23 protein-coding genes and 1 pseudogene are annotated in these 23,153 nt (G+C 66.6%); 10 read left to right on the plus strand and 14 right to left on the minus strand.

Annotated features, from left to right (window positions below):
- Window positions 1-24: 24 nt before the first annotated feature.
- Complete coding sequence (gene yaaA, locus AC1DP9_RS05735; RefSeq protein WP_092292493.1) at window positions 25-810, minus strand: peroxide stress protein YaaA; 786 nt, start codon at window positions 808-810, stop codon at window positions 25-27.
- A 40-nt stretch (window positions 811-850) separates the two neighbouring features.
- Between yaaA and AC1DP9_RS05740 the strand changes: the two genes are divergently transcribed.
- Together AC1DP9_RS05740 and AC1DP9_RS05745 are read left to right on the plus strand one after the other, a co-directional pair.
- Window positions 851-1,378 carry a putative toxin-antitoxin system toxin component, PIN family gene (locus AC1DP9_RS05740; protein ID WP_477106827.1) on the plus strand — a complete coding sequence of 176 codons (528 nt, stop codon included), beginning with the start codon at window positions 851-853 and terminating at the stop codon, window positions 1,376-1,378.
- A gap of 52 nt (window positions 1,379-1,430) precedes the next feature.
- A complete protein-coding gene (locus AC1DP9_RS05745) occupies window positions 1,431-2,603 on the plus strand; it encodes a pyridoxal phosphate-dependent aminotransferase (RefSeq protein ID WP_092292489.1) in 1,173 nt (390 codons plus the stop codon).
- 761 nt (window positions 2,604-3,364) lie between these two features.
- On the opposite strand, the gene AC1DP9_RS05750 is transcribed toward AC1DP9_RS05745, so the two are convergent.
- From AC1DP9_RS05750 to AC1DP9_RS05760, 3 genes are all read right to left on the minus strand, one after another.
- On the minus strand, window positions 3,365-3,976 hold the full coding sequence (locus AC1DP9_RS05750; protein WP_092292485.1) for a hypothetical protein: 612 nt from the start codon (window positions 3,974-3,976) through the stop codon (window positions 3,365-3,367).
- A gap of 3 nt (window positions 3,977-3,979) precedes the next feature.
- Window positions 3,980-4,480, minus strand: a complete 501-nt coding sequence (locus tag AC1DP9_RS05755; RefSeq protein WP_477106828.1) for a PAAR domain-containing protein — start codon at window positions 4,478-4,480, stop codon at window positions 3,980-3,982.
- Window positions 4,481-4,688: 208 nt separating this feature from the next.
- Entirely contained in the window at window positions 4,689-5,330 is a 642-nt protein-coding gene (locus AC1DP9_RS05760) for a glutathione S-transferase (RefSeq protein WP_092292481.1), read from the minus strand.
- Window positions 5,331-5,508: 178 nt separating this feature from the next.
- On the opposite strand from AC1DP9_RS05760, the gene AC1DP9_RS05765 reads away from it, so the two are divergent.
- The 4 genes from AC1DP9_RS05765 (at window position 5,509) to AC1DP9_RS05780 (ending at window position 10,216) form a co-directional block, all read left to right on the plus strand.
- Window positions 5,509-7,032 (plus strand): 3-hydroxyacyl-CoA dehydrogenase, encoded by a 1,524-nt coding sequence (locus AC1DP9_RS05765; protein ID WP_441592012.1) that lies wholly within the window; start codon window positions 5,509-5,511, stop codon window positions 7,030-7,032.
- A 67-nt stretch (window positions 7,033-7,099) separates the two neighbouring features.
- The gene (locus tag AC1DP9_RS05770) at window positions 7,100-7,879 is read left to right on the plus strand and encodes an oxepin-CoA hydrolase, alternative type (protein WP_441592011.1); all 780 of its coding nucleotides are present in this window, start codon (window positions 7,100-7,102) and stop codon (window positions 7,877-7,879) included.
- Between the two features lie 61 nt (window positions 7,880-7,940).
- The gene (locus tag AC1DP9_RS05775) at window positions 7,941-9,017 is read left to right on the plus strand and encodes a phosphotransferase (protein WP_477106829.1); all 1,077 of its coding nucleotides are present in this window, start codon (window positions 7,941-7,943) and stop codon (window positions 9,015-9,017) included.
- Between the two features lie 197 nt (window positions 9,018-9,214).
- On the plus strand, window positions 9,215-10,216 hold the full coding sequence (locus AC1DP9_RS05780) for a Bug family tripartite tricarboxylate transporter substrate binding protein (protein ID WP_092292473.1): 1,002 nt from the start codon (window positions 9,215-9,217) through the stop codon (window positions 10,214-10,216).
- 165 nt (window positions 10,217-10,381) lie between these two features.
- Here the strand turns inward: AC1DP9_RS05780 and ggt are convergent, their stop codons facing one another.
- The 3 genes from ggt to AC1DP9_RS05795 all read right to left on the minus strand — a co-directional run bounded on the left by ggt (window position 10,382) and on the right by AC1DP9_RS05795 (window position 14,792).
- Window positions 10,382-12,298: a gamma-glutamyltransferase gene (gene ggt / locus AC1DP9_RS05785; RefSeq protein ID WP_477106830.1), complete on the minus strand. Its 1,917-nt coding sequence runs from the start codon at window positions 12,296-12,298 to the stop codon at window positions 10,382-10,384.
- Between the two features lie 154 nt (window positions 12,299-12,452).
- Window positions 12,453-13,574 carry a CAP domain-containing protein gene (locus AC1DP9_RS05790; protein ID WP_477106831.1) on the minus strand — a complete coding sequence of 374 codons (1,122 nt, stop codon included), beginning with the start codon at window positions 13,572-13,574 and terminating at the stop codon, window positions 12,453-12,455.
- Window positions 13,575-13,850: 276 nt separating this feature from the next.
- Window positions 13,851-14,792 (minus strand): LysR family transcriptional regulator, encoded by a 942-nt coding sequence (locus AC1DP9_RS05795; RefSeq protein ID WP_092292467.1) that lies wholly within the window; start codon window positions 14,790-14,792, stop codon window positions 13,851-13,853.
- A gap of 157 nt (window positions 14,793-14,949) precedes the next feature.
- On the opposite strand from AC1DP9_RS05795, the gene AC1DP9_RS05800 reads away from it, so the two are divergent.
- Window positions 14,950-16,212 carry an acyl-CoA dehydrogenase family protein gene (locus AC1DP9_RS05800; RefSeq protein WP_092292465.1) on the plus strand — a complete coding sequence of 421 codons (1,263 nt, stop codon included), beginning with the start codon at window positions 14,950-14,952 and terminating at the stop codon, window positions 16,210-16,212.
- Window positions 16,213-16,416: 204 nt separating this feature from the next.
- Complete coding sequence (locus AC1DP9_RS05805; protein WP_477106832.1) at window positions 16,417-17,109, plus strand: glutathione binding-like protein; 693 nt, start codon at window positions 16,417-16,419, stop codon at window positions 17,107-17,109.
- A 22-nt stretch (window positions 17,110-17,131) separates the two neighbouring features.
- On the opposite strand, the gene AC1DP9_RS05810 is transcribed toward AC1DP9_RS05805, so the two are convergent.
- On the minus strand, window positions 17,132-17,785 hold the full coding sequence (locus AC1DP9_RS05810; RefSeq protein WP_454756918.1) for a hypothetical protein: 654 nt from the start codon (window positions 17,783-17,785) through the stop codon (window positions 17,132-17,134).
- A gap of 288 nt (window positions 17,786-18,073) precedes the next feature.
- Here AC1DP9_RS05810 and AC1DP9_RS05815 point away from each other — a divergent pair.
- Window positions 18,074-18,214, plus strand: a pseudogene (locus tag AC1DP9_RS05815) (helix-turn-helix domain-containing protein); the annotation flags it as partial.
- A gap of 57 nt (window positions 18,215-18,271) precedes the next feature.
- Window positions 18,272-18,454, plus strand: a complete 183-nt coding sequence (locus tag AC1DP9_RS05820; RefSeq protein WP_369823399.1) for a hypothetical protein — start codon at window positions 18,272-18,274, stop codon at window positions 18,452-18,454.
- A gap of 3 nt (window positions 18,455-18,457) precedes the next feature.
- Here AC1DP9_RS05820 and ureG read toward each other — a convergent pair whose 3' ends face one another.
- The 6 genes from ureG to AC1DP9_RS05850 are packed head-to-tail and all read right to left on the minus strand — an operon-like array spanning window position 18,458 to window position 23,132.
- Window positions 18,458-19,081, minus strand: coding sequence for an urease accessory protein UreG (gene ureG / locus AC1DP9_RS05825; protein WP_092292457.1), 624 nt, complete (start codon window positions 19,079-19,081; stop codon window positions 18,458-18,460).
- A gap of 13 nt (window positions 19,082-19,094) precedes the next feature.
- The gene (locus AC1DP9_RS05830) at window positions 19,095-19,787 is read right to left on the minus strand and encodes an urease accessory protein UreF (protein WP_477106833.1); all 693 of its coding nucleotides are present in this window, start codon (window positions 19,785-19,787) and stop codon (window positions 19,095-19,097) included.
- 18 nt (window positions 19,788-19,805) lie between these two features.
- Window positions 19,806-20,426 carry an urease accessory protein UreE gene (gene ureE / locus AC1DP9_RS05835; RefSeq protein ID WP_477106834.1) on the minus strand — a complete coding sequence of 207 codons (621 nt, stop codon included), beginning with the start codon at window positions 20,424-20,426 and terminating at the stop codon, window positions 19,806-19,808.
- Between the two features lie 12 nt (window positions 20,427-20,438).
- Window positions 20,439-22,157, minus strand: a complete 1,719-nt coding sequence (ureC, locus tag AC1DP9_RS05840) for an urease subunit alpha (protein WP_441643841.1) — start codon at window positions 22,155-22,157, stop codon at window positions 20,439-20,441.
- Window positions 22,157-22,462, minus strand: a complete 306-nt coding sequence (locus tag AC1DP9_RS05845) for an urease subunit beta (RefSeq protein ID WP_441591996.1) — start codon at window positions 22,460-22,462, stop codon at window positions 22,157-22,159. Before AC1DP9_RS05845 ends, ureC begins: the two co-directional genes overlap by 1 nt.
- Window positions 22,463-22,493: 31 nt before the next feature.
- A complete protein-coding gene (locus AC1DP9_RS05850) occupies window positions 22,494-23,132 on the minus strand; it encodes a HupE/UreJ family protein (protein ID WP_477106835.1) in 639 nt (212 codons plus the stop codon).
- Window positions 23,133-23,153 lie beyond the last annotated feature (21 nt).

A 23,153-nucleotide genomic window follows, 5' to 3' on the forward strand; every position in this document is an offset into this window, starting at 1 on the left:
CTCCAGTCAGCGATCAGTCTTTTATCAGTCTTCCAGGCGGCGGCGGAACACCCAGCGGGTGTCGTCCGACGCGGCCTTGTCGTAGGCGTAGCCGTCTTCGGCAAACCGCTTGAGCTTGCTGGCCTCGGTCACGCGGTGCGTCACCGCATAGCGCGCCATCGTGCCCCGGGCGCGCTTGGCGTGGAACGAGATGATCTTGTAGCGCCCGCCCTTCCAGTCCTCGAACACTGGCGTGATCACGCGCGCGGCAAGCACCTTGGGTCGCACAACCTTGAAATATTCCTCGGAGGCGAGGTTCACGAGCGTGGCCGCGCCCTCGTGCTTGAGGTCGGCCATGTCCTTGTTCAGGAGGGTCGTGACGTCGTCGCCCCAGAACGCATAGAGGTCCTTGCCGGCCACGTTGTCCAGGCGCGTGCCCATTTCCAGCCGGTACGGCTGCATCCAGTCCATCGGGCGCAGCACGCCATACAGGCCGGACAGGATGCGAATGTGCTTCTGGGCGAACCCGAGGTCATCGGTGGACAGCGATTTCGCGTCCAGCCCATCGTAAACATCGCCATTGAAGGCCAGCACCGCCTGCTTGCTGTTGGCCGCCGTGAACTCGGGGCTCCAGTCCGCAAAGCGGGTGACGTTGAGCACGGCGAGCTTGTCGGAGATGTCCATCAGCGCGGCTACGTCCTGCGGCGCCAGCCGGCGCAGGCGCTCGATCAGCGTGGTGGAACGGTCGATAAAACGCGGCATCGTGTGGGTCTTGATGCGCGGGGGTGTCTCGTAATCCAACGACTTGGCAGGAGACAGAACGATGAGCATGGCAAAATCGCGGGCAGGAACAAAGACCAGATTGTAGCGAATGCCCACAGACACCACCGCCGGCGCCCCTTGCGCCGCTTTTGCCGCCCCGCCGCCCCGCGTGGTCCTCGACTCCAATATCTGGGTCGATTTGCTCGTATTCCAGGACCCCCACGTGGCGCCGATCCGCGCCGCGCTTGACGCCGGAACCATCGCCCCGGTGATCCGCGCCGACTGCCGGGAGGAGCTGCGCCGGGTACTGGCCTACCCGCAATTCGCGCGGTTTTCGGTCGATATCGATGCCGCGCTGGCCCAGGTGGACCGGCTCGCCACGCTCGAACCCGCCCCGGACCAGACCGACTTCGACGCCGTGCGGCTGCCCAAGTGCCGCGACACCGACGACCAGAAGTTCATCGAACTGGCGCATTTCTCGCGCGCCGCGCTGCTGGTCTCCAAGGACAAGGCCGTGCTGAAGCTCAGGAGCCGCCTGCGCCGCATGAGCGGCGTGGAGATCCTGCCGCCGCCGGCTTTCGCCGCCTGGCTGGCCGCCGCGACCGAGGCATCCACTGCCGGCGCCGATCCCCGCTAAAATGACCCGCTTGTCCTGAACCCGCCGCCCTAACCTGCCTCCTTCCCGCGCCATGTCCGCAGAATCCTCGCTCGCACCCCTGACCCCACCGCTGTCGCGCCTGCCCAAGGTCGGCACGACCATCTTCACCGTGATGTCGGCGCTGGCCGCCGAGAAGAACGCCGTCAATCTCGGCCAGGGTTTCCCGGATTTCGACTGCGACGCGCGCATCGTCGATGCCGTGGCCCACGCCATGCGCACCGGCCACAACCAGTACCCGCCGATGGCCGGCGTGCCCGCGCTGCGCCAGGCCATCGCCGGCAAGATCGCCACGCTGTACGACCACACGTACGACTGGAATACGGAAATTACGATCACGGCCGGCGCCACGCAGGGCCTCCTGACGGCGATCCTGTGCGCAGTGCATCCGGGCGATGAAGTGATCGTGCTCGAGCCCTGCTACGACAGCTACCTGCCCGCCATCGAAATGGCCGGCGGCGTCGCAGTGCCCGTCACGCTTGAAGCGCCGGCGTTCCGCATCCCGTTCGACAAGCTCGCCGCCGCCATCACCCCCAAGACGCGGATGATCCTCATCAACACGCCGCACAACCCCACGGGGACCATCTGGCGTGCCGATGACATGCAGAAACTGGCCGATTTGCTAGCCGGCACGGACATCCTGCTGCTCTCGGACGAGGTGTACGAGCACATGGTCTACGACGGCCAGCGGCACGAGTCGGTCTCGCGCCATCCGGAGCTGGCGCGGCGCAGCTTCGTGGTGTCGAGCTTCGGCAAGACCTATCACGTCACGGGCTGGAAGATCGGCTACGTGGCCGCGCCGGCTGCGCTGTCGAACGAATTCCGCAAGGTCCACCAGTTCAACGTGTTCACGGTGAACACGCCGGTGCAGTTCGGGCTGGCCGACTACATGGCCGACCCGGCGCCCTACCTGGACCTCGCCGGCTTTTATCAGGCCAAGCGCGACTACTTCCGCACCGGGCTGGCCTCCACGCGCTTCAAGCTGCTGCCCTCGGACGGGACGTACTTCCAGTGCGTCGATTATTCGGCGATTTCCGATATGAGCGAAGCCGATTTCTCGATGTGGCTGACGCGCGAGATCGGCGTGGCCGCGATTCCAGTGTCGGCGTTCTATTCGCAACCGCGCGAATCGGGCGTGGTGCGGTTTTGCTTCGCGAAGAAGGAAGAGACGCTGAAGTTGGCGCTGGATCGGTTGGCGAAGATTTGAGGGATTCCGGCAGCCCGGGAACGTGGTGGGTTCGCGGGCTGCATGGGTTAGTTGCCGACGTGCCACCTTCCCTCCATTCTTCCTGTTGAACTGGCTCATAGGAATTCAGAGCCGGCTCGAATGCAAACGCCTCCTCGGTCCAACCATCCAGTTCCCCGCATATCACGCGGTAGGTGTACATCATTTCCGCTGCAACGCCGATTTGCACAAACCTGCATCGCGCACCGGGTGCGACTTCCCCAACCAAGGGTGCAACTGGAGGCACCATTCCTTCGGGATTCCCGTGGAGGGGGGCGGGTTTCGTCGCCACATGCGTTCTGATCGGTACTTGGTAGCCGCTGCAATATCCCAGAGCCAAGACGATGCAGAACAATGCTGCGACGAACCATGGCCACGCCTTACCAGTTTGCCAACGCGCCACCTTCCCCTCCCTTTATTTCAGTGAGAACAGTTCGTACGGATCTAGCCGCGGCGCAAATGCACCACCGGCGTCAGTCCATCCGTCCAAATCTCCACACTTCACCCGGTAGGAGAACATCATTTCCTCCGCAATGGTCACCTGAATAAACCTGCAGCGTTCACCGGCCTGCACCTTACCTATGACGGATTCAACGGGCTCAACCATCCCAGCGGCATCTCCGTATAGCTCGATGGGTATTGTCGCAACGTGAGTGCTAAGAGGGATGCGATAGCCCGCCCAGTATCCATAGAGCATTCCGCCAACAATGCAGGCAAGCCCCACGGCGCACCAGTGACGGGCTTTACCAGTTTGCCGACGCGCCACCTTCCCACCCCTTTTTATAGTTTCGCGTCTCGACGAGACGATTCGACTTCTTCAATACGCCGAGTAATTCAGCGGGCATGACCGGTGTCAGCTCGCCAAACGCTCGCGGATCGCGCGCCATGATGCCGGCCAACTCAAGCACATCGGCAACGTTGGAGCTGCATGAATTATCGAATAATGAGTATTTCGCATTGACCGCCACACGTCTTTCCAGCTCGTCTCTAATGAGGGCCTTCTCTCGTAGAGATACCCACATCAGCAGCCCGACGGCATCGCGATATACGCCCTTTCCGATTGTGCCGTCTGGCTTGGTTCTCCATCGCCTCGTGTTACCAATCAGATATTTTCTGTACCCGCCCTTGAAGAATAATATTGGGGCACGGCTGTAGACGGTGCCGTCAATTTCGATGGCAGCGTGCCCCCACTGCGAGCCACGGCTAAGCAACCTCGAATCAAACACCACCACCTCAATAAACTCCCGCTGCACGGGAATCGGCTTCGCTTCATCAAACCTTGTCAACGTAGTCGCCCGGACACCGGCGCGCACCAGCGTCTTGCCCGTGGTCGGGGAAGTCAGCGTTTCGGTCATCGCTCACCCCTCGACGTAGATCGTCACGTTGTCGGCGCGTTGCTGGGCTCCCAGCAGATGGGTGCGGCCGAATTCATCCGTCGTGCCGTATTCGGGCTCGGCGCCCGCCCGGACTGCCGCGTACTCCGTGTCGGGCAGCGGCTCGCCGGTGGCGCTGTCGCGCAAGATGTAGCGGTCGTCGTAGCGGTCCTCTTCATCGGGGGCCGGGTCGAACGAGGTTCCGCTCACCGGGTGGCGGACGGTCGCCTGGGCGCCTATCGAGGAAATCAGCCGGGCGCCGCACGCGGTCAGCATGCCGTCGAGCGCCATGGCGCGGCCCATGGCCTGGAAGGTGGGATCGCCCTCGATGATCGGGAAGGTGCCCTTGCATTGCGGACACCAGACCATGTGCCCGACGCCGGCCGCCGGTTCCCCGTAGAAGACGAACGTGGGCTCGCCCTCCAATACCTTGCCGCCGTGTGTCGTCGTATCGCCCCGGCGAACGATGCCTTTTTGACCCGCCATACGTGCCCCTTCGTTGTTAGATGAGCCGCCATCTAACCGACGAAAAAATCGGCCGTATATAGAAGAATCCTGATTAATTTGCACCAAATGGTGAGTGCTCGGAAAATCCCGAGCCGCGCATTTCCCATCGGCCCTGCCAATGCAAAGCGCCCCGCAAGCGGGGCGCCAGAAAATGCTGATCAAAGCCTATCCGGTGAATCGCGGCGATTTACCGGTTGCGGCTCAGCATCAGCTCGGTGTTGGCCTTGCGGTCCGCGTTGACCTTCTGCACGCTCGCCCGCTCGGACATGGCCTTGAGGTAGGCCTTGACCGGCAGGTCCGCCAGCAAATCTTCGCCGTAGATGATTTTCGTGCAGGACGACACCAGCGGCAGGTGGCAGATGGCGGCGCAGTCGGCCAGCGTGAAGGTGTCGCCAGCCACGAAGGGCGAGAATTTCGCCAGCTTGGCGAAACCGGGGATATAACGGTCCAGCAGGCGGCGCTGGCGCTCCTTAAGGTTATCGCTGACCTTGCCGCCGAAAAACGCCTCCGGATACAGCTCGCGCACCGTCAGCTCCAGATATACCTCCATGAAGGTGACGAGTTCGCGCACCTTGCCCGCCTGGTAGGCGTCATGCGGCAGCAGCGGCGCCTGGAGATAAGTCGCCTCGATATATTCCGCGATGGTTTCCGATTCGCACAGCGGCCCGGAATCGGTGATGATGTAGGGCACCTTGCCGAGGGGCGTCGCCGCGAGGTCGGTTTCGCCGATCCAGGCCAGCACTTCCTCGAATGGCAGGTTCTTTTCCAGCAGCGCCAGCTTGACCTTGTTGTAGTAATTGCTGGCGGCAAAGCCGCAGAGCTTCAGCATGTCGTCTCTCTCCGTTATTGAAATGGATCGTCCGGGTCGCGTCCATGTAGACCCGAGGACGCTTGAGGCGCCCCCGCCTGGCCGATCTTCGCACGCCACGTAAGCCTACCCGCTGTCGCGGAAGATGCAGAAATCGTACGATCGTGCTAATTTAACCACAACTTTTTTTGGACGAACGATGAGCCAACCCACTATTCAAACGCTCGGCATCGTCGGCACGGGCGCCATGGGCCGCGGTATTGCCCAGATTGCCGCACAGGCGGGCCTGACGGTCAACCTGTTCGACGTCAACGCCCAAGCCGTGGCCGCCGCGCGCCAGTACCTGCAGGACACGTTCGCCAAGCTGGCCGACAAGGGCAAGATCAGCGCCGCCGACAGCGAGGCCGCGCTGGCCCGCGTGAAGCCGTGCAACGCGCTGGAAGACCTGGCCGGCTGCGACATGGTGCTGGAAGCCATCGTGGAGAAGCTCGAGGTCAAGCGCGACCTGATCGCCAAGCTGGAAGCCATCGTCCGGGAAGACGCGGTGATCGCATCGAACACCTCGTCGCTGTCGATCACAGCCATCGCCGTGGGCGCCAGGCACCCGGGCCGCGTGGTGGGCTACCACTTCTTCAACCCGGTGCCGCTGATGAAGGTGGTGGAGGTCATCGACGGCCTGTCGGGCAACCCCGCCATCGGTGACCAGCTCATGGAACTGTCGCGCCGCATGGGTCACACGCCGGTGCGTTGCAAGGACATGCCGGGCTTCATCGTCAACCACGCCGGCCGTGGCATGAATATCGAAGGGCTGAAGATCGCCCAGGAAGGCGTGGCCGAATTCGTCGATATCGACAACATCATGCGCGAGCAAGCCGGTTTCCGCATGGGCCCGTTCGAGCTGATGGACCTGACCGGGCTCGATGTGTCGCACCCGGTGATGGAATCGATCTACAACCAGTTCTATCAGGAAGCGCGCTACCGCCCGTCGCCGATCACGGCGCTGCGCTACACGGGCGGGCTGCTGGGCCGCAAGACCGGCGCGGGCTTCTACGCCTACCCGGACGGCCAGAAGCAGGTGCCTGCCGCCAAGCCGGTGCCCGATGCGCGCCCGGCCAGCGTGTGGGTGAGCCGCGCCAATGAGCGTGGTCATGCGATGACCGTGAAGCTGCTGACCGCGCTCGGCGTCACGCCGGAAGGCGGCAACGCCCCGTCCGCCGACGCACTGATCGTGGTCACCCCGCTGGGTCTCGACGCCACCACGACTGCCCTGCAGCAAGGGCTCGATGCCAGCCGCGTGGTCGCCATCGACACGCTGCTGCCGTTCGAAGCCACCAAGCGCCGCACGCTGATGACCACGCCGGCCACCAGCGCCGCCGCCCGCGACGCCGCGCACGGCCTGTTCGCCAGCGATGGCGTGCCCGTCACCGTGATCCGCGACTCGGCCGGCTTCGTCGCCCAGCGCATCATCGGCTGCATCGTCAATATCGCCAGCGACATCGCCCAGCAACGCATCGCCACGCCGACCGACATCGACCTCGCCGTGAACCTCGGCCTGGGCTACCCCAAGGGCCCGCTGGCGCTGGGCGATGCGATTGGCGCCGCGCAGATCCTCGAAGTGCTGAGCAACCTGGACCGCCTGACTGGCGACATGCGCTACCGCCCGAGCCCGTGGCTGTGGCGTAGGGCCGGCCTGGGCCTGTCGCTGCTGACCGAAGAAGCCTGATCCTCCCGGGCGCCCCGCCGAGACACGGGGCGCTTTTTTCTCCCGCATTGCCCATCAAGAGGCCGCCATGACCGCCCAGCTGCTTTCCCAACGCGTGGACGCCACGCTCGTCCTGACCATCTCGAACCCCGAGGCGCGCAACGCGCTGCATCCGGACATCTACGCGGCAAGCCAGGAGGCGCTGGAAGTGGCGGCGCGCGACAACACCATCCGCGCGGTGGTGCTGACCGGCGCCGACGGCGTGTTCTGCGCCGGCGGCAACCTGAACCGCCTGCTCGGCAACCGCTCCCAGCCGGCCGAGGTACAGGCCAAAAGCATCGAAATCCTCAATCACTGGATCGAAACGCTGCACGCGTTCCCCAAGCCGATCATCGCCGCCGTGGAAGGCCCCGCCGCCGGCGCGGGCTTCTCGCTGGTGCTGGCGTGCGATTTCGTGGTGGCGGCCAGCGACGCCAAGTTCGTCATGGCCTATGTGAAGGTGGGCCTGACGCCGGACGGCGGCGGCTCCTACGAACTGGCCCGCATGCTGCCGCGCCAGCTCGCCAGTGAAATGATGATGGATGGCAAGCCGGTCGATCCGGCACGACTGGCCCATTTCGGCATCGTGAACCGCGTGGTGCCGCCGGGGCAGGCCGTGACCGAGGCGCTGCGCATTGCCGAGAACCTGGCCAAGGAATCGCCGAACGCGGTCCAGGGCATCAAGGCGCTGATCAACCACGCCGGCAGCGCCTCGCTGACCGAGCACTTGGCCGCCGAGCGCGACAGCTTCGTGAAAGCGCTGCACCACCCGGACGCGGGCGAAGGCATCAGCGCCTTCCTGGAGAAGCGCAAGCCGAACTACCGCTGAAGTCCCACCCGCGCCACGCACCGACGCCATCGCCACATAAAAAAGACAGACCGGAGACAGCATGAGCAGCAACGTTTCGCATTTTGAAGGGACCCGCCCCGTGGCCGACCAGCAGCGCTTCGACATGGGCGCGCTCGAGACCTGGATGCGCCAGCATGTGGAGGGCTTTGCCGGCCCGCTGGCCATCGAGCAATTCAAGGGCGGCCAGTCGAACCCCACGTTCAAGCTGATCACGCCCGGCCAGACCTATGTGATGCGCGCCAAGCCGGGGCCGAAGGCGAAGCTGCTGCCGTCGGCGCATGCCATCGAGCGCGAATACCGCGTGATGGCCGCCCTCGCCCAGACCGACGTGCCCGTAGCCCGCATGTTCGCGCTCTGCGAGGACGAGTCGGTGATCGGCCGCGCGTTCTACATCATGGAGTTCGTCAGCGGCCGCGTGCTGTGGGACCAGGCGCTGCCGGACATGACCCCGGCCCAGCGCGGCGCGATCTACGACGAGATGAACCGCGTCATCGCTGCGCTGCATTCGGTGGACTACAAGGCGATCGGGCTGGCCGACTACGGCAAGCCGGGCAACTACTTCCAGCGGCAGATCGAGCGCTGGAGCAAGCAGTACAAGCTGTCCGAGACCGAATCGATCCCGGCGATGGACCAGCTCATCGCATGGCTCCCGAATCACATTCCGGCCGATGCCGATGCGTTGACCACCATCGTCCATGGCGACTACCGGCTCGACAACCTGATGTTCCACCCCACCGAGCCGCGCGTGCTGGCCGTGCTCGACTGGGAGCTGTCCACGCTGGGCCATCCGATGGCTGACTTCGGCTATCACTGCATGAGCTGGCATATCCAGCCGGGCCAGTTCCGGGGCATCGCCGGGCTCGACCATCAGGCGCTGGGCATTCCCGATGAAGCCGCCTATCGTCGCCTGTACGAGCAGCGCACCGGCCGCCAGATCACGGGCGACTGGAATTTCTACCTCGCCTTCAGCATGTTCCGCATCGCGGGCATCCTGCAGGGGATCATGAAGCGCGTGGTCGATGGCACGGCGTCGTCGGCGCAGGCGACGGACGCCGGCAAGCGCGCCCGCCCGATGGCCGAAATGGGCTGGGCCTACGCGCAGAAATCAGGCGCCTGATCCTGCATCTTCCTGCCAGACATCGCCCCGCACCGCCGGGGCGATGTGCTTTCTGGGGGGCAATTGTCTGCATGTCATCAGACAACTGAGTACTATCCCTAGCCATAACCCTGATGACCAAAGGCTAAATCGCGTCTACACTGCTGCCATGTTGTACGACAACAGACGATAAGCAGATAAGCATTAGGAGACACAGCATGAGCAATCGCCGCCAATTCCTTGGCCAGGCATCGGGCCTGGCCGCACTGGGCGCCTTCGGCACCTCTGGCATCCTCGCCCCGGCTTCGGCCTGGGCTGCCGACAAGTGGCCAACCAAGCCGATCCGGCTGGTGGTGCCCTACCCCGCCGGCGGTTCGTCGGACATCATCGCCCGCCTGATCAGCAAGCCGCTCGGCGAAGCGCTGGGCCAGGCCGTGGTGGTGGACAACCGTCCGGGCGCCAACGGCAACATCGGCGCCGCCATGGTGGCGCAGGCCGGCACGGACAACCACACGCTGCTGCTGTGCGATGTGGGCGCGCTGGCCATCAGCCCGTCCGTCTACACCAAGCTGAGCTTCAGCCCTGAGAAAGATCTCAAGGGCGTGTCGATGCTGGCCTACTCGCCCCACCTGCTGGTGGTGCATCCGTCGGTGCCCGCCAACAACCTCAAGGAACTGGTGGCGCTGTCGCACAAGCAGACGCTGAACTTCGCCGTGACGGCCATCGGCAGCGCGCCGCATCTGGCGGGCGTGGCGGTGCAGCAGGCCACCGGCGCGGCATGGCAGTACGTGCCGTACAAGGGCGGCGCGCAGGCGATTGCCGACACCGTGGGCGGTACCGCGCAGGTGCTGATGAACGGGATGCTGGCGACCTATCCGCAGGTGCAGGCCGGCAAGCTCAAGCTGCTGGCCGTGTCCAAGCGCACGCGCATGGCGCTGGTCGGACAGGTGCCGACGATTGCCGAGCAAGGCGTGGCGAACTTCGAATCGGGTACGTGGCAGGGCGTGATGGCGCCGTCCGGCATGCCGGATGCGCTCGTGGCCCGCCTCTCGAGCGAGCTGATCCGCATCATCCGCACCCCCGAAATCCGCGCGCAACTGGCCGGCCAGGGCGCCGAAGTGGTGACCATGACGCCGCCGGAAACCAGCAAGTTCTTCTCGACCGAGGAAAAGCGCTGGGCCCAGGTGGTGAAGGCCGCTGGCGTGAAGCTGGACGGCTGACCGGAAGAAGGACCCCTTGTTGTCTCCCCTCTCCCTCAGGGAGAGGGGCGGGGGAGAGGGCAGGCGGTGCAAGATGCGATATCACTTCGCAGAATCGCCGCCCCTCTCTCCCGGCCTCTCTCCCAAAGGGAGAGAGGAGCAAACCCTCAGCGTTTCAAGATCCCGTCACTCCCCCAGCGCCACCCCTTCACGCCGCGGGTCCGCGCCGCCGGCCCAGCCCGGCTTGCCGTTCGGCAGGGTCTTGCGCACGATGGCCTGCGTGCCGCTCGTCATCTCGATCTCGGCCACCTGATGGCCCATGCCGCGCAGCGATTCCACCAGTTGCGGCGTCACCAGACCCTTCTCCACTTCGGTCGGGCCATTGCGGCTGCCGAAGTTGCCCATGCCCACGGCGGTCTGCACGTCCATGTCCCAGTCCAGCAGGCCGACCAACGTCTTCGACACGTACTCGATGATCTGCGAGCCACCCGGCGAGCCCAGCGCCGCCACCAGCTTGCCGCTCTGGCGGTCGAACACCAGCGTCGGCGCCATCGACGAGCGCGGGCGCTTGCCCGGCTGCACGCGGTTGGCCACCGGCTTGCCGTTCTCGCTCGGCGTGAACGAGAAATCGGTCATCTCGTTGTTCAGCATGAAGCCGCGCACCATGATGTGCGAGCCGAAGTACGATTCGATGGTCGTCGTCATCGACAACGCCCCGCCCCGGTTGTCCACGGCCACGATCTGCGACGTGGAGATGCGCGGCGGCGAACGATCCGGCGCGAACGCCACCTTCACTCCCGGCGGCGTGCCCGGCTGGGCGCGGCCCATGCTCTTGTCGCCGATCAGCGCGGCGCGCTCGGTCAGGTAGGCCGGGCTGACCATCGCGGCCACGTCCACGGGCACGAAGTCGGCATCGGCCACGTAGAGGCCACGGTCGGCGTAGGCCAGGCGGTCGGCCTCGGAGATGGCGTGCACGGCCAGCGGCGCGGCTTCCACACGCGCCGGGGTGTTCACCGGCTGCGGCTTCAGGCTGGCCAGCGCGTAGCGCGGGTCGCGCTTCTCAAGGGCCTCCAGCGTGCCCAGGATCTGGGCGATGGCGATGCCGCCCGACGACGGCGGCGGCATGCCGCACACCTTCCAGCGCTTGTAGTCCGTGCAGACCGGCACGCGCTCCTTGGCGCGATAGCCCTTCAGGTCGGCCGTGCTCAGGCTGCCCGGATTGGCATGGCTGTTGACCTTGGCGGCGATGTCCTGCGCAATCGGCCCGTTATAGAACACGTTCGGGCCACCCTTGGCGATCTCGCGCAGCGTCTTGGCCAGTTGCGGATTCTTGACGAGGGTGCCGACCGGCTTGGCCTTGCCCTGCGTATCGAGGAAGTAGCCGGCCATCTCCGACGAGCCCATCATGAACTTGTCGGCCGCCACCTGGGTGTAGAGCCGCTGGGACATCGGGAAACCGTTCTCGGCCAGCGTGATGGCGCGCTGGAACAGTCGCGCCCAGGGTAGCCGGCCATGCTGGCGGTGCGCCATCTCCAGCGCGCGCAGCACGCCGGGCACGCCCACCGAGCGGCCGCCGATCTGGCCTTCGGAGAATTCCATCGGCTTGCCGTCCGCGCGCATGAACAGGTTCTCGGTGGCGCCGGCCGGGGCCGTCTCGCGCCCATCGAAGGCCTGCACGCGTTTGCCGTCCCAGTACATGATGAAGGCGCCACCGCCGATGCCGGTGGCCTGCGGCTCCACCAGCGTCAGCACGGCCTGCATGGCGACGGCGGCGTCGATGGCCGAGCCGCCCGCGCGCAGGATCTCGCGCCCGGCCTCGGTGGCCAGCGGATTGGCCGCGGCGGCCATGTGCTTCTGCCCGTAGCTGGTGGTCATGTCGGGGCGGTAGCCCGACGAGACCTCCGGCGCGGGCGGCATGGCAGCCGCCGGCGCCTGGGCCGGCGCGGCCGTGGCCGTGCCCGATGCCGATGGCGTGCCCGCATCCTTGGCGGCGGTGCCGCAGCCCGCCAGCACGGCGGCCAGCGCCACGGCCAGCGTGCCGCGCCACAGCAGGGAGGGGGTTGACTGGGAAACTGCCGGTGTCTTCGTCACTGCGCGAGTCATGCCATCTCTCCTGGGGGGAAGCTGAGGCGATTGTAGACGCAGATGACCGGTAATGCGCTTGTAAACGGCTGATTGGCCGATCGGGGATGATCGGCGCGGAGGCACGTGAACGAGGCGGCGGGCGCCGCCCCGTATACATAGTGTCAGTTCGCCGTCACAGCGTGGTGAACGACCAGTTCAGGTTCACGCCCTGCCCGTTCAGCGTGCCGCCGACGGTGACGTTGTAGCGCGTGTGGGCGGCCAGCGGCGCGCGCGGCGTGCAGATGGCCAGCCCGCGCGCGTAGCTCGACATGCCCGACGTGCGCGCATCCACCTTCTCGCAGGGCACGTTGGCGCCGGCGGCGTCGGTGATCGTGAACGTATCGGCATTGAACACCAGCGACGTGTTGATGGCCTGCACCGTCACCGGGTAGCCCATGGTCTGGCCCGTGTACGAAGGCGCCGGGTTGGGGCTCTCATTGTTGACCCAGTTCGCCGGCACATCGGCCTGGCCGCTGTACGGGTACGCCACCACCTGGTTGTCCGCGCCGCCCTTGCTGGCATCGGCGAGGTCGATGGTCTGGTAGTAGCTGGCCGAGGTGCCGCCGCTGCTGCCGGCGCCCACGCTTTCCGCAAACCCGCTGCCGGCCGAGCCGTAGCTGCCCAGCAGCGCGGCGCGGTGGAACGGCGCGTTGACGAGGTCCGCCACGAGCGCGTCCTTCGGCGCCATCGACAGGTTGGCGCCCGCCGCGCTGGTCCACTTGTTGCCGGCCGCCACGACTTCCGCCGTGRCATTGGTCGGATAGGCGGCCTGGATGCGGTCGTTCGGCGCGGCGCCCGTGTAGCCGGACTTGCCCGACTGCTCGTCGTGCGTGAGCAGGTTGTTGGCCAGCATGTAGGCGGTGTGGTTCTGGGCGACGGTATTGAGCGCGTCGCGCGCGGTCAGCGGCGGCAGGCCCACCTGCTCGCGCCGATAGTTGGCGTAGCAGAGGCCGGCGCTGCGCGCGTCGTCCAGCACGCGATAGCCCGAGACGCCGGTGCCGCGCGCCGGCAGCAGGCTCACGCTGCCCGTGACCGGCGCCGGCGCGCTGCCGGTCACCGTGTAGCAGGCGCGGTCGGCGCCGGCCGGGAGCGTCGCCGTCTGGCTGCCGTTGACGGGGGCCTGCCCGGACGCCGCCTGGCTCGCATTGGCGGCGCCGGCTGCCGGGGCGGCGCTGGTGCCCGCGCTGGGGGCGCTATCGCCGCCGCCGCCACAGGCGCTGAGCGCGAAGGCAGCGCAGGCTGCCAGGATCGTCATCGGGATCGGTCGCGCGAAGGCGTTCGCGCGGGAGGGCATGAAATCGTTAGACAAGTGTTTCCCTGGCATCGGAATGCGGCTCTGTCGTCGTGGATGGAGGGGGCTGCCTGGGTGTGGACGCGCGCGCGGCGGCGCGGTGTCATGCGTGGCATGAGGCGTCCGGGGCAGGTGGAACGGGACGATGTTAGGGAGCGCCTCCCGCATCGTCCAGCCTGCTAACAATGGCTTACGTTGTGACCCGCGCGCGCGGCACGCGGGGGAAATGCGCGTTACGCGTTACGCGTCGGCGGGGGGACCGTCGCCCATGCCATTGCCGAGCGACGTCATCACCGCCATCAGCTGCTCGCGCAGCCAGCGGTTGGCGCCGTCGTTCTCGCCGCCGGCGTGCCAATAGAGATGCAGTTCGAGCGCCGGCACCTTGAACGGCAACGCCAGCAGCCGGTTGGCGTACGGTTCGTTGGCGATGCGGGCGTAGCGCATCGGCAAGGTGGCGAGCAGGTCCGTGCAACTGACCACGCGGCACGCCGCCGCATAGTGCTGGCAGCGCAGCCGCACGCGGCGGGTCAGGCCCATTCGGTGCAGCGCCTGGTCCTCCAGGCCCGCTCCGCGCCGGCGTGACGACACGTGCACATGTTCGGCCGCCAGATAGCGCTCCAGCGTCAGCTCCTTCTTCACCAGCGGATGGTCGCGCCGCGCCAGCACCACCATCGGATCGGACATGAACGCGGCATGGTGAATCGCCGGCGACACCGGCAGCAGGATGTCGATGGCCGCATCGAGCGTGCCGGCGAGCAGTTCGGACTCCATCTCGCGGCGGTCGAAGCGGATCGCCGCGATCTCCACGTGCGGCGCCATGGCCGTGACACGCGCCATCAGCGGCGGCAGCAGCGTAGATTCCAGCGCATCACGCATGCCGATAGTGAAGCGGCGCGTGGTGGCGGTGGGATCGAAGTGCGGCGTATCCTGCAGCGTGCGCGCGAACGACTGCAGCGCGCCGCGCACCTCGCCCGCCAGCGAGCGCGCCAGCGGCGTGGGCGCCATGCCCTGCCCGCGCCGCTCGAACAGCGGATCGTCGAACAGCGTGCGAAGCCGCCCCAGCGCGTGGCTGACGGCGGGCTGCGTCAGGTTGAGCTGACGCGCGGCTGCGGTGATGCTGCCTTCGCTGTAGATGGCATCGAACACCACGAAGAGATTGAGGTCGATCCGGGATAGCTGCATGGCAGGCATTCTGGCATGAAAATGCAGGACATTGATACTGTCCAATCCAGAAAATTCATTTTTCTTATTACGCGCAGTCCGCTAGAGTAGGCCCCAGTCGGCATCCTTCCCCAAGCGATGCCTGCCGTCACACCCCCGAATGTAGCGAGGAGACCCCATGCAATTCGAGTACACGCCCAAGGTCAAGGACATGCAGGCCCGGCTGCTGGCCTTTTTCGACAAGCATATCTATCCGAACGAAAAGCGCTTCTACGCCGAGATCCAGGCCAACCGCGAAGCCGGCAACGCCTGGATTCCCACCAAGGTGGTCGAGGAGCTGAAGCCGCTGGCACGCGAAGCCGGGCTGTGGAACCTGTTCCTGCCGCGCTCCAAGCGGGCGCCGGAGGGGCTGTCGAACCTCGAATACGCACCGATGTGCGAGATCATGGGCCGCGCGCCCTGGTCGCCCGAGGTGTTCAACTGCGCTGCGCCGGACACCGGCAACATGGAAACGCTGGAGCGCTACGCCACCGAGGAACTCAAGGACCAGTGGCTGGAACCGCTGCTGCGCGGCGAGATCCGCTCGGCCTTCCTGATGACGGAGCCGGACGTGGCCTCCTCGGACGCCACCAATATCAGCTGCCGCATCGAGCGCGACGGCGACCATTACGTGATCAACGGCACCAAGTGGTGGTCGTCGGGCGCCGGCGACCCCCGCTGCAAGGTCTACATCGTGATGGGCAAGACCAATCCCGATGCCGGCCGCCACGAGCAGCAGTCGATGGTCGTCGTGCCAGCGGATACCCCGGGCATCACGATCAAGCGCTTCCTGCCCGTGTTCGGCTATGACGATGCGCCGCACGGCCATATGGAGATCGAACTCAAGAACGTGCGCGTGCCGGCCGCCAACATCCTGCTGGGTGAAGGGCGCGGCTTCGAGATCGCCCAGGGTCGCCTCGGCCCGGGCCGGATCCACCACTGCATGCGCAGCATCGGCGTGGCCGAGCGCGCGCTGGAACTGATGTGCAAGCGCAGCCTGGACCGCGTGGCCTTCGGCAAGCAGATCGCCCGCCAGGGTGTGACGCAGGAGCGCATCGCCGAAGCCCGTTGTGACATCGAGATGGCCCGCCTGCTGACGCTGAAGGCCGCCTACATGATGGATACCGTAGGCAACAAGGTAGCCAAGGCCGAGATCGCCATGATCAAGGTGGTGGCGCCGAATGTGGCGCTGCGCGTGATCGACTGGGCGATCCAGGTGCATGGCGCCGCGGGTGTCTCGGGCGACTTCCCGCTGGCCAACTGGTGGGCGCACCAGCGCACGCTGCGCCTGGCCGATGGTCCGGACGAGGTGCACCGCAACGCCATCGCCAAGCTGGAACTGGCCAAGCACATGAGCCTGAACCCGGACAGCATCCAGATGCCGGTGACGCGCGGCTCCTGAGCCTCGCTGGTAGTCGTAATTCCCCGAAACGCGCGGCCTGTCGGTCGCGCGTTTTTTCATGGGAGCCGCCGCGATGACCGCACCGCCAGCAGGCTTATTTCTTCTGTGCTCTAATCGCTCGGACCCTGGCGACGCTGGTCGCCGGGCCCCTTCCCCATCGGAATTTTCCGAAAGTTTCCGAAGCAGCCAGGAGAGCGCTCCCTCATGATCGACGTCTACACCTGGGCCACGCCCAACGGTCACAAGGTCCACATCATGCTCGAGGAATGCGGCCTCGAGTACAAGGTTCATCCGATCAACATCGGCGCCGGCGACCAGTTCGGCGAGGCCTTCCTCAAGATCAGCCCCAACAACAAGATCCCGGCCATCGTCGACAGTGACGGGCCGGACGGCCAGCCCATCTCGCTATTCGAATCGGGCGCCATCCTGCTGTACCTGGCCGGCAAGACCGGCAAGTTCCTGCCGGAGGACGTGCGCGGCAAGTACGAGGCCCTGCAGTGGCTGATGTTCCAGATGGGTGGCGTGGGGCCGATGCTGGGCCAGGCGCATCACTTCCGCATCTACGCGCCGGAGAAGATCGAGTACGCGGTGAACCGCTACACCAACGAGGCCGAGCGGCTCTACGGCGTGATCGACAAGCAGTTGTCGCAGCACGCCTGGCTGGCCGGCGACAGCTACAGCGTGGCGGACATCGCCACCTTCCCGTGGCTGCGCAGCTGGCAGAACCAGGGCGTGGAGCTGGACGACTACCCGCACCTGAAGCGCTGGTTCAACGAAATTGCCGAGCGCCCCGCCGTGAAGCGCGGCGTGGAAGTGCTCGCCAAGGAGCGCAAGCCGATGCGGACCGACGCGGAGCGCGAGATCCTGTTCGGCGCCACGCAGTACCAGCGCCGCTGATCGCCTGCATCCCGGTCAGCCTTCAGGCCGCCCGGGGCAGCGCGACCACGGGTTCGGCTTCCAAGATTGGCGAGCGCGCGCAGCACAGCAGACCCGCGCCGGGCACCATGGCGTCGATGCAGTAGTCGTCGTGACGGTCCGGCGCGAAAGCCATGCCCGGCTGCAGGTAGACGGTGCGCACACCGGCCGTGCCGCGCGTGGCGCGCCATTGCAGGCACAACGTGCCGCGATAGCAGGTGGCCCACATCGTGTCATGCGCGTGCAGCTGCTGGGCCCAGTCAGGCTCGCCGGGCTCGATCACGACAAAACTCGGCGTGCCGGGCCGGCTGCCGGCCTGCGGCACGGTGCGCACCAGCACGCTATCCAGCACGGCCTGGAGCATGACCGGCTGCCCCGGCTGGGGCGTGAAGACATCGCCCCCGGCCAGCGCGGCCAGTTCCTGCCCGGCGGACAGCACGCGCAGGCCGCCGCGCAGGCAGGCCCACCATTCGGACGGGGCGGAAACAATGCCGGATTGCACGTCGCCGGCACGCAGGAACACGTGGTGGCAGGCGTGGCCGAGCCCGGCCGTTGCCGGAATGACACATAACTGTAAACCGACGCTCAGGTCCGGAGAGTCCGGCAGGGGCGGCGTTGCACCGCACAACCCGGCGTCGAAAAACGAAAAAATCTGCATGGCATTCCCCAAAACGGAGCCTGGGACGCAGGGGTCCCACGGAATGCGCAATGGCGGCAGGCCCGATGCGGCGCGGATCTCCCGCCCGACGACCTCCCCCCTCACTGCGCGACTGCCCCGTTTCGGTACGGCTTAGGTGCCGTCCGGTAATACCATCGCTCCGTACCCGTTTTGGGCACATCCCTTATGATGCGGATCTGGTACCGATAGAACGACGAACTATAGGTTGTCGTGACGCTTGGGTCAAACCCTTAGGCTCTGAGCGACTTAAAATCCACAAAGCAGCATATGACAGGCGACCCTCTCAAGCTGTTCGGGCGACATCTGACCTGGTTGCGCAAGCAGCGCGGCTGGTCACAAGAAGCCCTGTCGCTGGAAAGCGGTCTGGCAAGATCGTACCTCAGCGGCATCGAACGCGGCACACGTAATGTGGCTCTTTATAACATATGTACTCTAGCTGACACACTCGGCGTGGCTCCGCCCGAGATGTTGGACTTCTCGCGCCACGAAACCGCCGCCGCGCCCGTGGAGGCGCCGCGCTCGCCGTATCAGGCCGACACCTCGCCGGCCGTGCAGGCAACGATGCGCTACATGGCCGAACTGAGCGATTTCGAGCGCGACGTGGTGGCCGGCGTGGCCCGCGCGCTGGCCCGCAAGCAGCCGCGCTGAGCCTTATACCGTCAGCAGGCCCTGGCGTTCGATGAAGGCGATGATCTGATCGAGCCCCTGCCCGGCCTTGACACTCCCCATCACGAACGGCCGCTCCCCGCGCATCTTGCGGGCATCGGCTTCCATGATCTCGAGTGAGGCCCCCACGTACGGCGCGAGGTCAGTCTTGTTGATCACCAGCAGGTCAGACTTCGTGATCCCCGGCCCGCCCTTGCGCGGGATTTTCTCCCCGCCGGCCACGTCGATCACGTAGATCGTCAGGTCGGACAATTCCGGGCTGAAGGTGGCGGCCAGGTTGTCGCCGCCAGACTCGATGAAGACGATGTCGGCATCGGGAAACTTCGCCAGCATACGGTCCACGGCCTCGAGGTTGATCGAGGCGTCCTCGCGGATCGCCGTGTGCGGGCAGCCGCCCGTCTCCACCCCCATGATCCGCTCCGCCGGCAGCGCGCCGGAGATCGTCAGCAGGCGCTGGTCTTCCTTCGTATAGATGTCATTGGTAATGGCGACCAGGTCGTAACGGTCGCGCATGGCCTTGCAGAGCATTTCCAGCAGCGTGGTCTTGCCGGAGCCCACGGGGCCGCCCACGCCAACGCGCAGGGGCGGATTTTTCTTGGTTCGGGTCATGTTTGTGGCTGGGTCAGGAACGGAACAGCCGGGAGTACTGCGTCTCGTGGCGTGCGGAGAGCAGGCCCAGCATCGGGGAAAAAGTGGACAGGCGGGGCGGATCGGCGTCGGCGCGCTGCGCCGCTTCGTCGACCACGGCCAGCACGTCCGGGTGCAGCCCGCGCAGGATGTGCTGGCCGGCCACCTGGCCGAGCGGCACCGCCTTGAGCGCGGCGGCGACCTGGTTTTCGGCCCAGTTGAAGGCATAGGCCGCGAGACCGTCGCGCGCATCCACGCCAAGCGCCACGCAGGCGGCCGTGAACGCGGTGGGCAGGCAGATCGGCGCCAGTTCGGACAAGTCCGATGCCATGGCGGCCTCGCCCCACCCCATCTGGCCGATCAGTTTCGACAGCGACCAGCCCATCTGCTCGGTTTCAAGCCGAAGCTCCGCCGTCTCGCGCGTGGCGTGAAACCAGTCGTTCCAACGCCGCACGGCGGCCAGGTCGCGCGCCTGCCAGGCACGATGAAGCAGCAGCCAGACCGGCGCCTCGCAGTGCGCCTGCACATGCGTGAGGTTGTCCCGGATCCACCGCTCGGCGCTGGCCGCATCGCTAACCAGCCCGCAGTCGATGGCCGCCTCAAGCCCCTGCGAATAGCTGAAACCGCCAATCGGCAACGCCGGCGACGCCAGATGCAGCAGCGAAATCAGTTGGAGGAGCGCGGTCATGGGACGGTTGGGACGGATTCAGCGCTTGTGGCCGCAGTGCTCGTCATGGACGTGACCATGGTCGTGACTGTGGTCGTGCCCGTGGTCATGGCTGTGGCCGTGGTCATGCCCGTGCGAATGCCCATGGTGATCCTGAAACACCGCCTGCGCCGCTGCGTAGTCTTCGGCGAAGGTCGCGTCGTGGCCGTGTTTGTGGCCGCCGCCGTAGGCGCCGGCTTCGGGTTCGAAGGGCAGTTCGGCGCGGGTGGCCTGCACGCCGAGGCGGGCCAGCATGTCGGCCAGCACGGCATCGAATTCGAGGCGGAGGTAATCGCGGCCGACTTCCACCGGGGTGTGGCGGTTGCCCAGGTGGTAGGCGCCGCGCATCAGGGCCAGCGGGTCGGCCGCCGTCACTTGCAGCACGGACTCGGGGGCCGCCTGCACTTCGACGAAAGTACCGTCCTCGGCCACCAGCAGGTCGCCGCCGCGCAGCACGGTGCCGCGCGGCAGGAACAGCGCTGCTTCCGCCCCATTGTCGAGCACGGCGCGCAGGCGGCTCTTGCTACGCTCGCCGAACGGCAGCACGAGCTTGGGGGCGCGGCGCACCAGCACGGGCGCAATGCCGTGCGGGGCGGGGAGGTGTTTGTCGATCTTGATCACAATCCGGGGCCGTCAGAACAGGAAATAGCGCTGCGCCATCGGCAGCACGGTGGCGGGTTCGCACATCAGCAGTTGGCCGTCGGCCACCACCTGGTAGGTCTCCGGGTCCACGGTGACGTTCGGCTGCCAGTCATTGTGGACCATATCGCGCTTGCTCACCGTACGCGTGCCGCGCACCGCCGCCAGCGTCTTGGCCAGCCCGTAGCGCCCGCCCACGTCCGCCGCCAGCGCCGCCTGCGACACGAAGGTCAGCGACGAGCGCGGCAGCGCCCCGCCCGCCGAGGCGAACATCGGCCGATAGTGCACCGGCTGGGGCGTGGGGATCGACGCGTTGGGGTCGCCCATCGCCGCCGCCGCGATCATCCCGCCCTTCAGGATCAGGCTCGGCTTCACGCCGAAGAAGGCCGGCTTCCACAGCACCAGGTCCGCCCATTTGCCGACCTCGATCGAGCCCACCTCGTGCGCGATGCCATGCGTCAGCGCCGGGTTGATCGTGTACTTGGCAATGTAGCGCTTCACGCGGAAGTTGTCGTGGCCGCCGCGCGCGTCGTGCGGGTCGCCCGGCAGCTTGCCGCGCTGCGCCGCCATCTTGTGCGCGGTCTGCCAGGTGCGGATGATGACCTCGCCCACGCGGCCCATGGCCTGCGAATCGCTCGAAATCATCGAGAACGCGCCCAGGTCGTGCAGGATGTCCTCGGCCGCGATGGTCTCGCGGCGGATGCGCGACTCCGCGAAGGCGATGTCCTCGGCAATCGCCGGATCCAGGTGATGGCACACCATCAGCATGTCCAGGTGCTCGTCCAGCGTGTTCACGGTGTACGGGCGCGTGGGATTGGTCGACGACGGCAGCACGTTGGCCTCGCCGCAGACCTTGATGATGTCCGGCGCATGGCCGCCGCCGGCACCCTCGGTGTGGTAGGTGTGGATCGTGCGGCCCTTGAAGGCGGCGATGGTGGCCTCGACGAAGCCGCCCTCGTTGAGCGTGTCCGTGTGGATGGCCACCTGGGTGTCGGTGGCGTCGGCCACGGTCAGGCAGGTGTCGATGGCCTGCGGCGTGGTGCCCCAGTCCTCGTGCAGCTTCAGGCCGATGGCGCCCGCCTCGACCTGCTCGGTCAGCGGGCCGGGCTGGCTGGCGTTGCCCTTGCCCAGGAAGCCGATATTCATCGGGTAGGCATCGGCCGCCTGGAGCATGCGCTCCATGTACCACGGCCCCGGCGTGACGGTGGTGGCGAAGGTGCCCGTGGCCGGGCCGGTGCCGCCGCCGATCATCGTCGTCACGCCGCTCATCAGCGCTTCCTCGATCTGCTGCGGGCAGATGAAATGGATGTGGCTGTCGATGCCGCCGGCGGTGACGATCATGCCCTCGCCCGCGATGACCTCCGTCCCCGGTCCCACGACGATGGTCACGCCGGGCTGGATGTCCGGGTTGCCGGCCTTGCCGATCGACGCGATGCGGCCGTGCTTGAGGCCGATGTCGGCCTTGACGATGCCCCAGTGGTCCACGATCAGCGCATTGGTGATGACGGTGTCGACGCAGTCCTTGGCCATGCGCTGGCTCTGACCCATGCCGTCGCGGATCACCTTGCCGCCGCCGAACTTCACTTCCTCGCCGTAGATCGTGTAGTCACGTTCGACTTCGATCACCAGCCCGGTGTCGGCCAGCCGCAGGCGGTCGCCGGTGGTGGGGCCGAACATCTCGGCATAGGCCTGCCTGGAGATTTTCACGCTCATTACAGCGCTCCCATGATCTTGCCGTTGAAGCCGTAGACGATGCGGTCGCCGTCGAGCGCCACCAGTTGCACCGTGCGCGACTGGCCGGGCTCGAAGCGCACCGCCGTGCCTGCCGCGATGTCGAGCCGGAAGCCGCGCGCGGCCTCGCGGTCGAAGTCGAGCGCGGCGTTGGTTTCGTAGAAGTGGAAGTGCGAACCCACCTGCACGGGGCGGTCGCCGGTGTTGGCCACCGTGACGCTCACCGTGGCGCGGCCCGCGTTCAGTTCGATTTCGCCGTCGAGCGGCATCAGTTCACCGGGAATCATCGCAAGGCTCCTTGATCGTGACGTCCGCCGCTCAGGCGACCAGCAGGCCGGCGCCGTACAGCGCCACGCCAGCCCCGGCCACGCGGGCGAGCCAGCCCGCATGGCGGCGCAGGAACAGGCCCGCACCGATGCCCAGGCCGTGCAGCGCCATCGTCGCCACGGCGAAGCCGCCCACATAGGCCAGCACCGCCGGCATCGCCCCGGCCGTGGCCGGCAGCTCGGCGCCGTGCGCGTAGCCGTGGAACAGCGCGAAGCCGCCGACGATGGCCATCCCGGCCATGGCCGACAGCCGCGCCCGCACGGCCACCAGCAGGCCGATCACCAGCAGCGACACCGCGATCATCGGCTCCACGGCCGGCAGCGTCACGCCGGCAAGGCCCAGCGCCGCGCCCACCAGCATCATGGCGACGAAGGCCAGCGGCAGGCGCAGCAGGTCGGCCTTGGCCGGCGCGCCTTGCCCGAAGGCGCCGCGCGAATTCGTGGCGAGCGCGCTCCACACGCCCGCGGCCGCCATCGCCAGCAGGTGGTCGGCGCCGGTGAACGGGTGCAGCACGCCGGCCCAGAGGCTGGCGCCCACGGTGCCGGCGTCATGACCGGGGTGGGCGAAGGCGGAGGCGGTGGCCAGGGTCAGCACGGCGCCGGTGGCGGCGCGATGGAGGAATCGGTGCATGGTTGCTCTCTTGTTGTGGAA

The organism is Cupriavidus sp. 01L43, from assembly GCF_056399925.1.

Bases quoted from the DNA above. Each gene is read 5' to 3' on its own strand.
- AC1DP9_RS05740 (WP_477106827.1), top strand. From the start codon at position 851: ATGCCCACAGACACCACCGCCGGCGCCCCTTGCGCCGCTTTTGCCGCC.
- AC1DP9_RS05795 (WP_092292467.1), bottom strand. From the start codon at position 14,792: ATGCAGCTATCCCGGATCGACCTCAATCTCTTCGTGGTGTTCGATGCC.
- AC1DP9_RS05755 (WP_477106828.1), bottom strand. From the start codon at position 4,480: ATGGCGGGTCAAAAAGGCATCGTTCGCCGGGGCGATACGACGACACAC.
- AC1DP9_RS05775 (WP_477106829.1), top strand. From the start codon at position 7,941: ATGAGCAGCAACGTTTCGCATTTTGAAGGGACCCGCCCCGTGGCCGAC.
- AC1DP9_RS05820 (WP_369823399.1), top strand. From the start codon at position 18,272: ATGTTGGACTTCTCGCGCCACGAAACCGCCGCCGCGCCCGTGGAGGCG.
- AC1DP9_RS05750 (WP_092292485.1), bottom strand. From the start codon at position 3,976: ATGACCGAAACGCTGACTTCCCCGACCACGGGCAAGACGCTGGTGCGC.
- ureG (WP_092292457.1), bottom strand. From the start codon at position 19,081: ATGACCCGAACCAAGAAAAATCCGCCCCTGCGCGTTGGCGTGGGCGGC.
- AC1DP9_RS05810 (WP_454756918.1), bottom strand. From the start codon at position 17,785: ATGCAGATTTTTTCGTTTTTCGACGCCGGGTTGTGCGGTGCAACGCCG.
- ggt (WP_477106830.1), bottom strand. From the start codon at position 12,298: ATGACTCGCGCAGTGACGAAGACACCGGCAGTTTCCCAGTCAACCCCC.
- AC1DP9_RS05745 (WP_092292489.1), top strand. From the start codon at position 1,431: ATGTCCGCAGAATCCTCGCTCGCACCCCTGACCCCACCGCTGTCGCGC.
- AC1DP9_RS05805 (WP_477106832.1), top strand. From the start codon at position 16,417: ATGATCGACGTCTACACCTGGGCCACGCCCAACGGTCACAAGGTCCAC.
- AC1DP9_RS05765 (WP_441592012.1), top strand. From the start codon at position 5,509: ATGAGCCAACCCACTATTCAAACGCTCGGCATCGTCGGCACGGGCGCC.
- AC1DP9_RS05850 (WP_477106835.1), bottom strand. From the start codon at position 23,132: ATGCACCGATTCCTCCATCGCGCCGCCACCGGCGCCGTGCTGACCCTG.
- AC1DP9_RS05845 (WP_441591996.1), bottom strand. From the start codon at position 22,462: ATGATTCCCGGTGAACTGATGCCGCTCGACGGCGAAATCGAACTGAAC.
- yaaA (WP_092292493.1), bottom strand. From the start codon at position 810: ATGCTCATCGTTCTGTCTCCTGCCAAGTCGTTGGATTACGAGACACCC.
- ureC (WP_441643841.1), bottom strand. From the start codon at position 22,157: ATGAGCGTGAAAATCTCCAGGCAGGCCTATGCCGAGATGTTCGGCCCC.
- AC1DP9_RS05830 (WP_477106833.1), bottom strand. From the start codon at position 19,787: ATGACCGCGCTCCTCCAACTGATTTCGCTGCTGCATCTGGCGTCGCCG.
- AC1DP9_RS05770 (WP_441592011.1), top strand. From the start codon at position 7,100: ATGACCGCCCAGCTGCTTTCCCAACGCGTGGACGCCACGCTCGTCCTG.
- AC1DP9_RS05800 (WP_092292465.1), top strand. From the start codon at position 14,950: ATGCAATTCGAGTACACGCCCAAGGTCAAGGACATGCAGGCCCGGCTG.
- AC1DP9_RS05780 (WP_092292473.1), top strand. From the start codon at position 9,215: ATGAGCAATCGCCGCCAATTCCTTGGCCAGGCATCGGGCCTGGCCGCA.
- AC1DP9_RS05760 (WP_092292481.1), bottom strand. From the start codon at position 5,330: ATGCTGAAGCTCTGCGGCTTTGCCGCCAGCAATTACTACAACAAGGTC.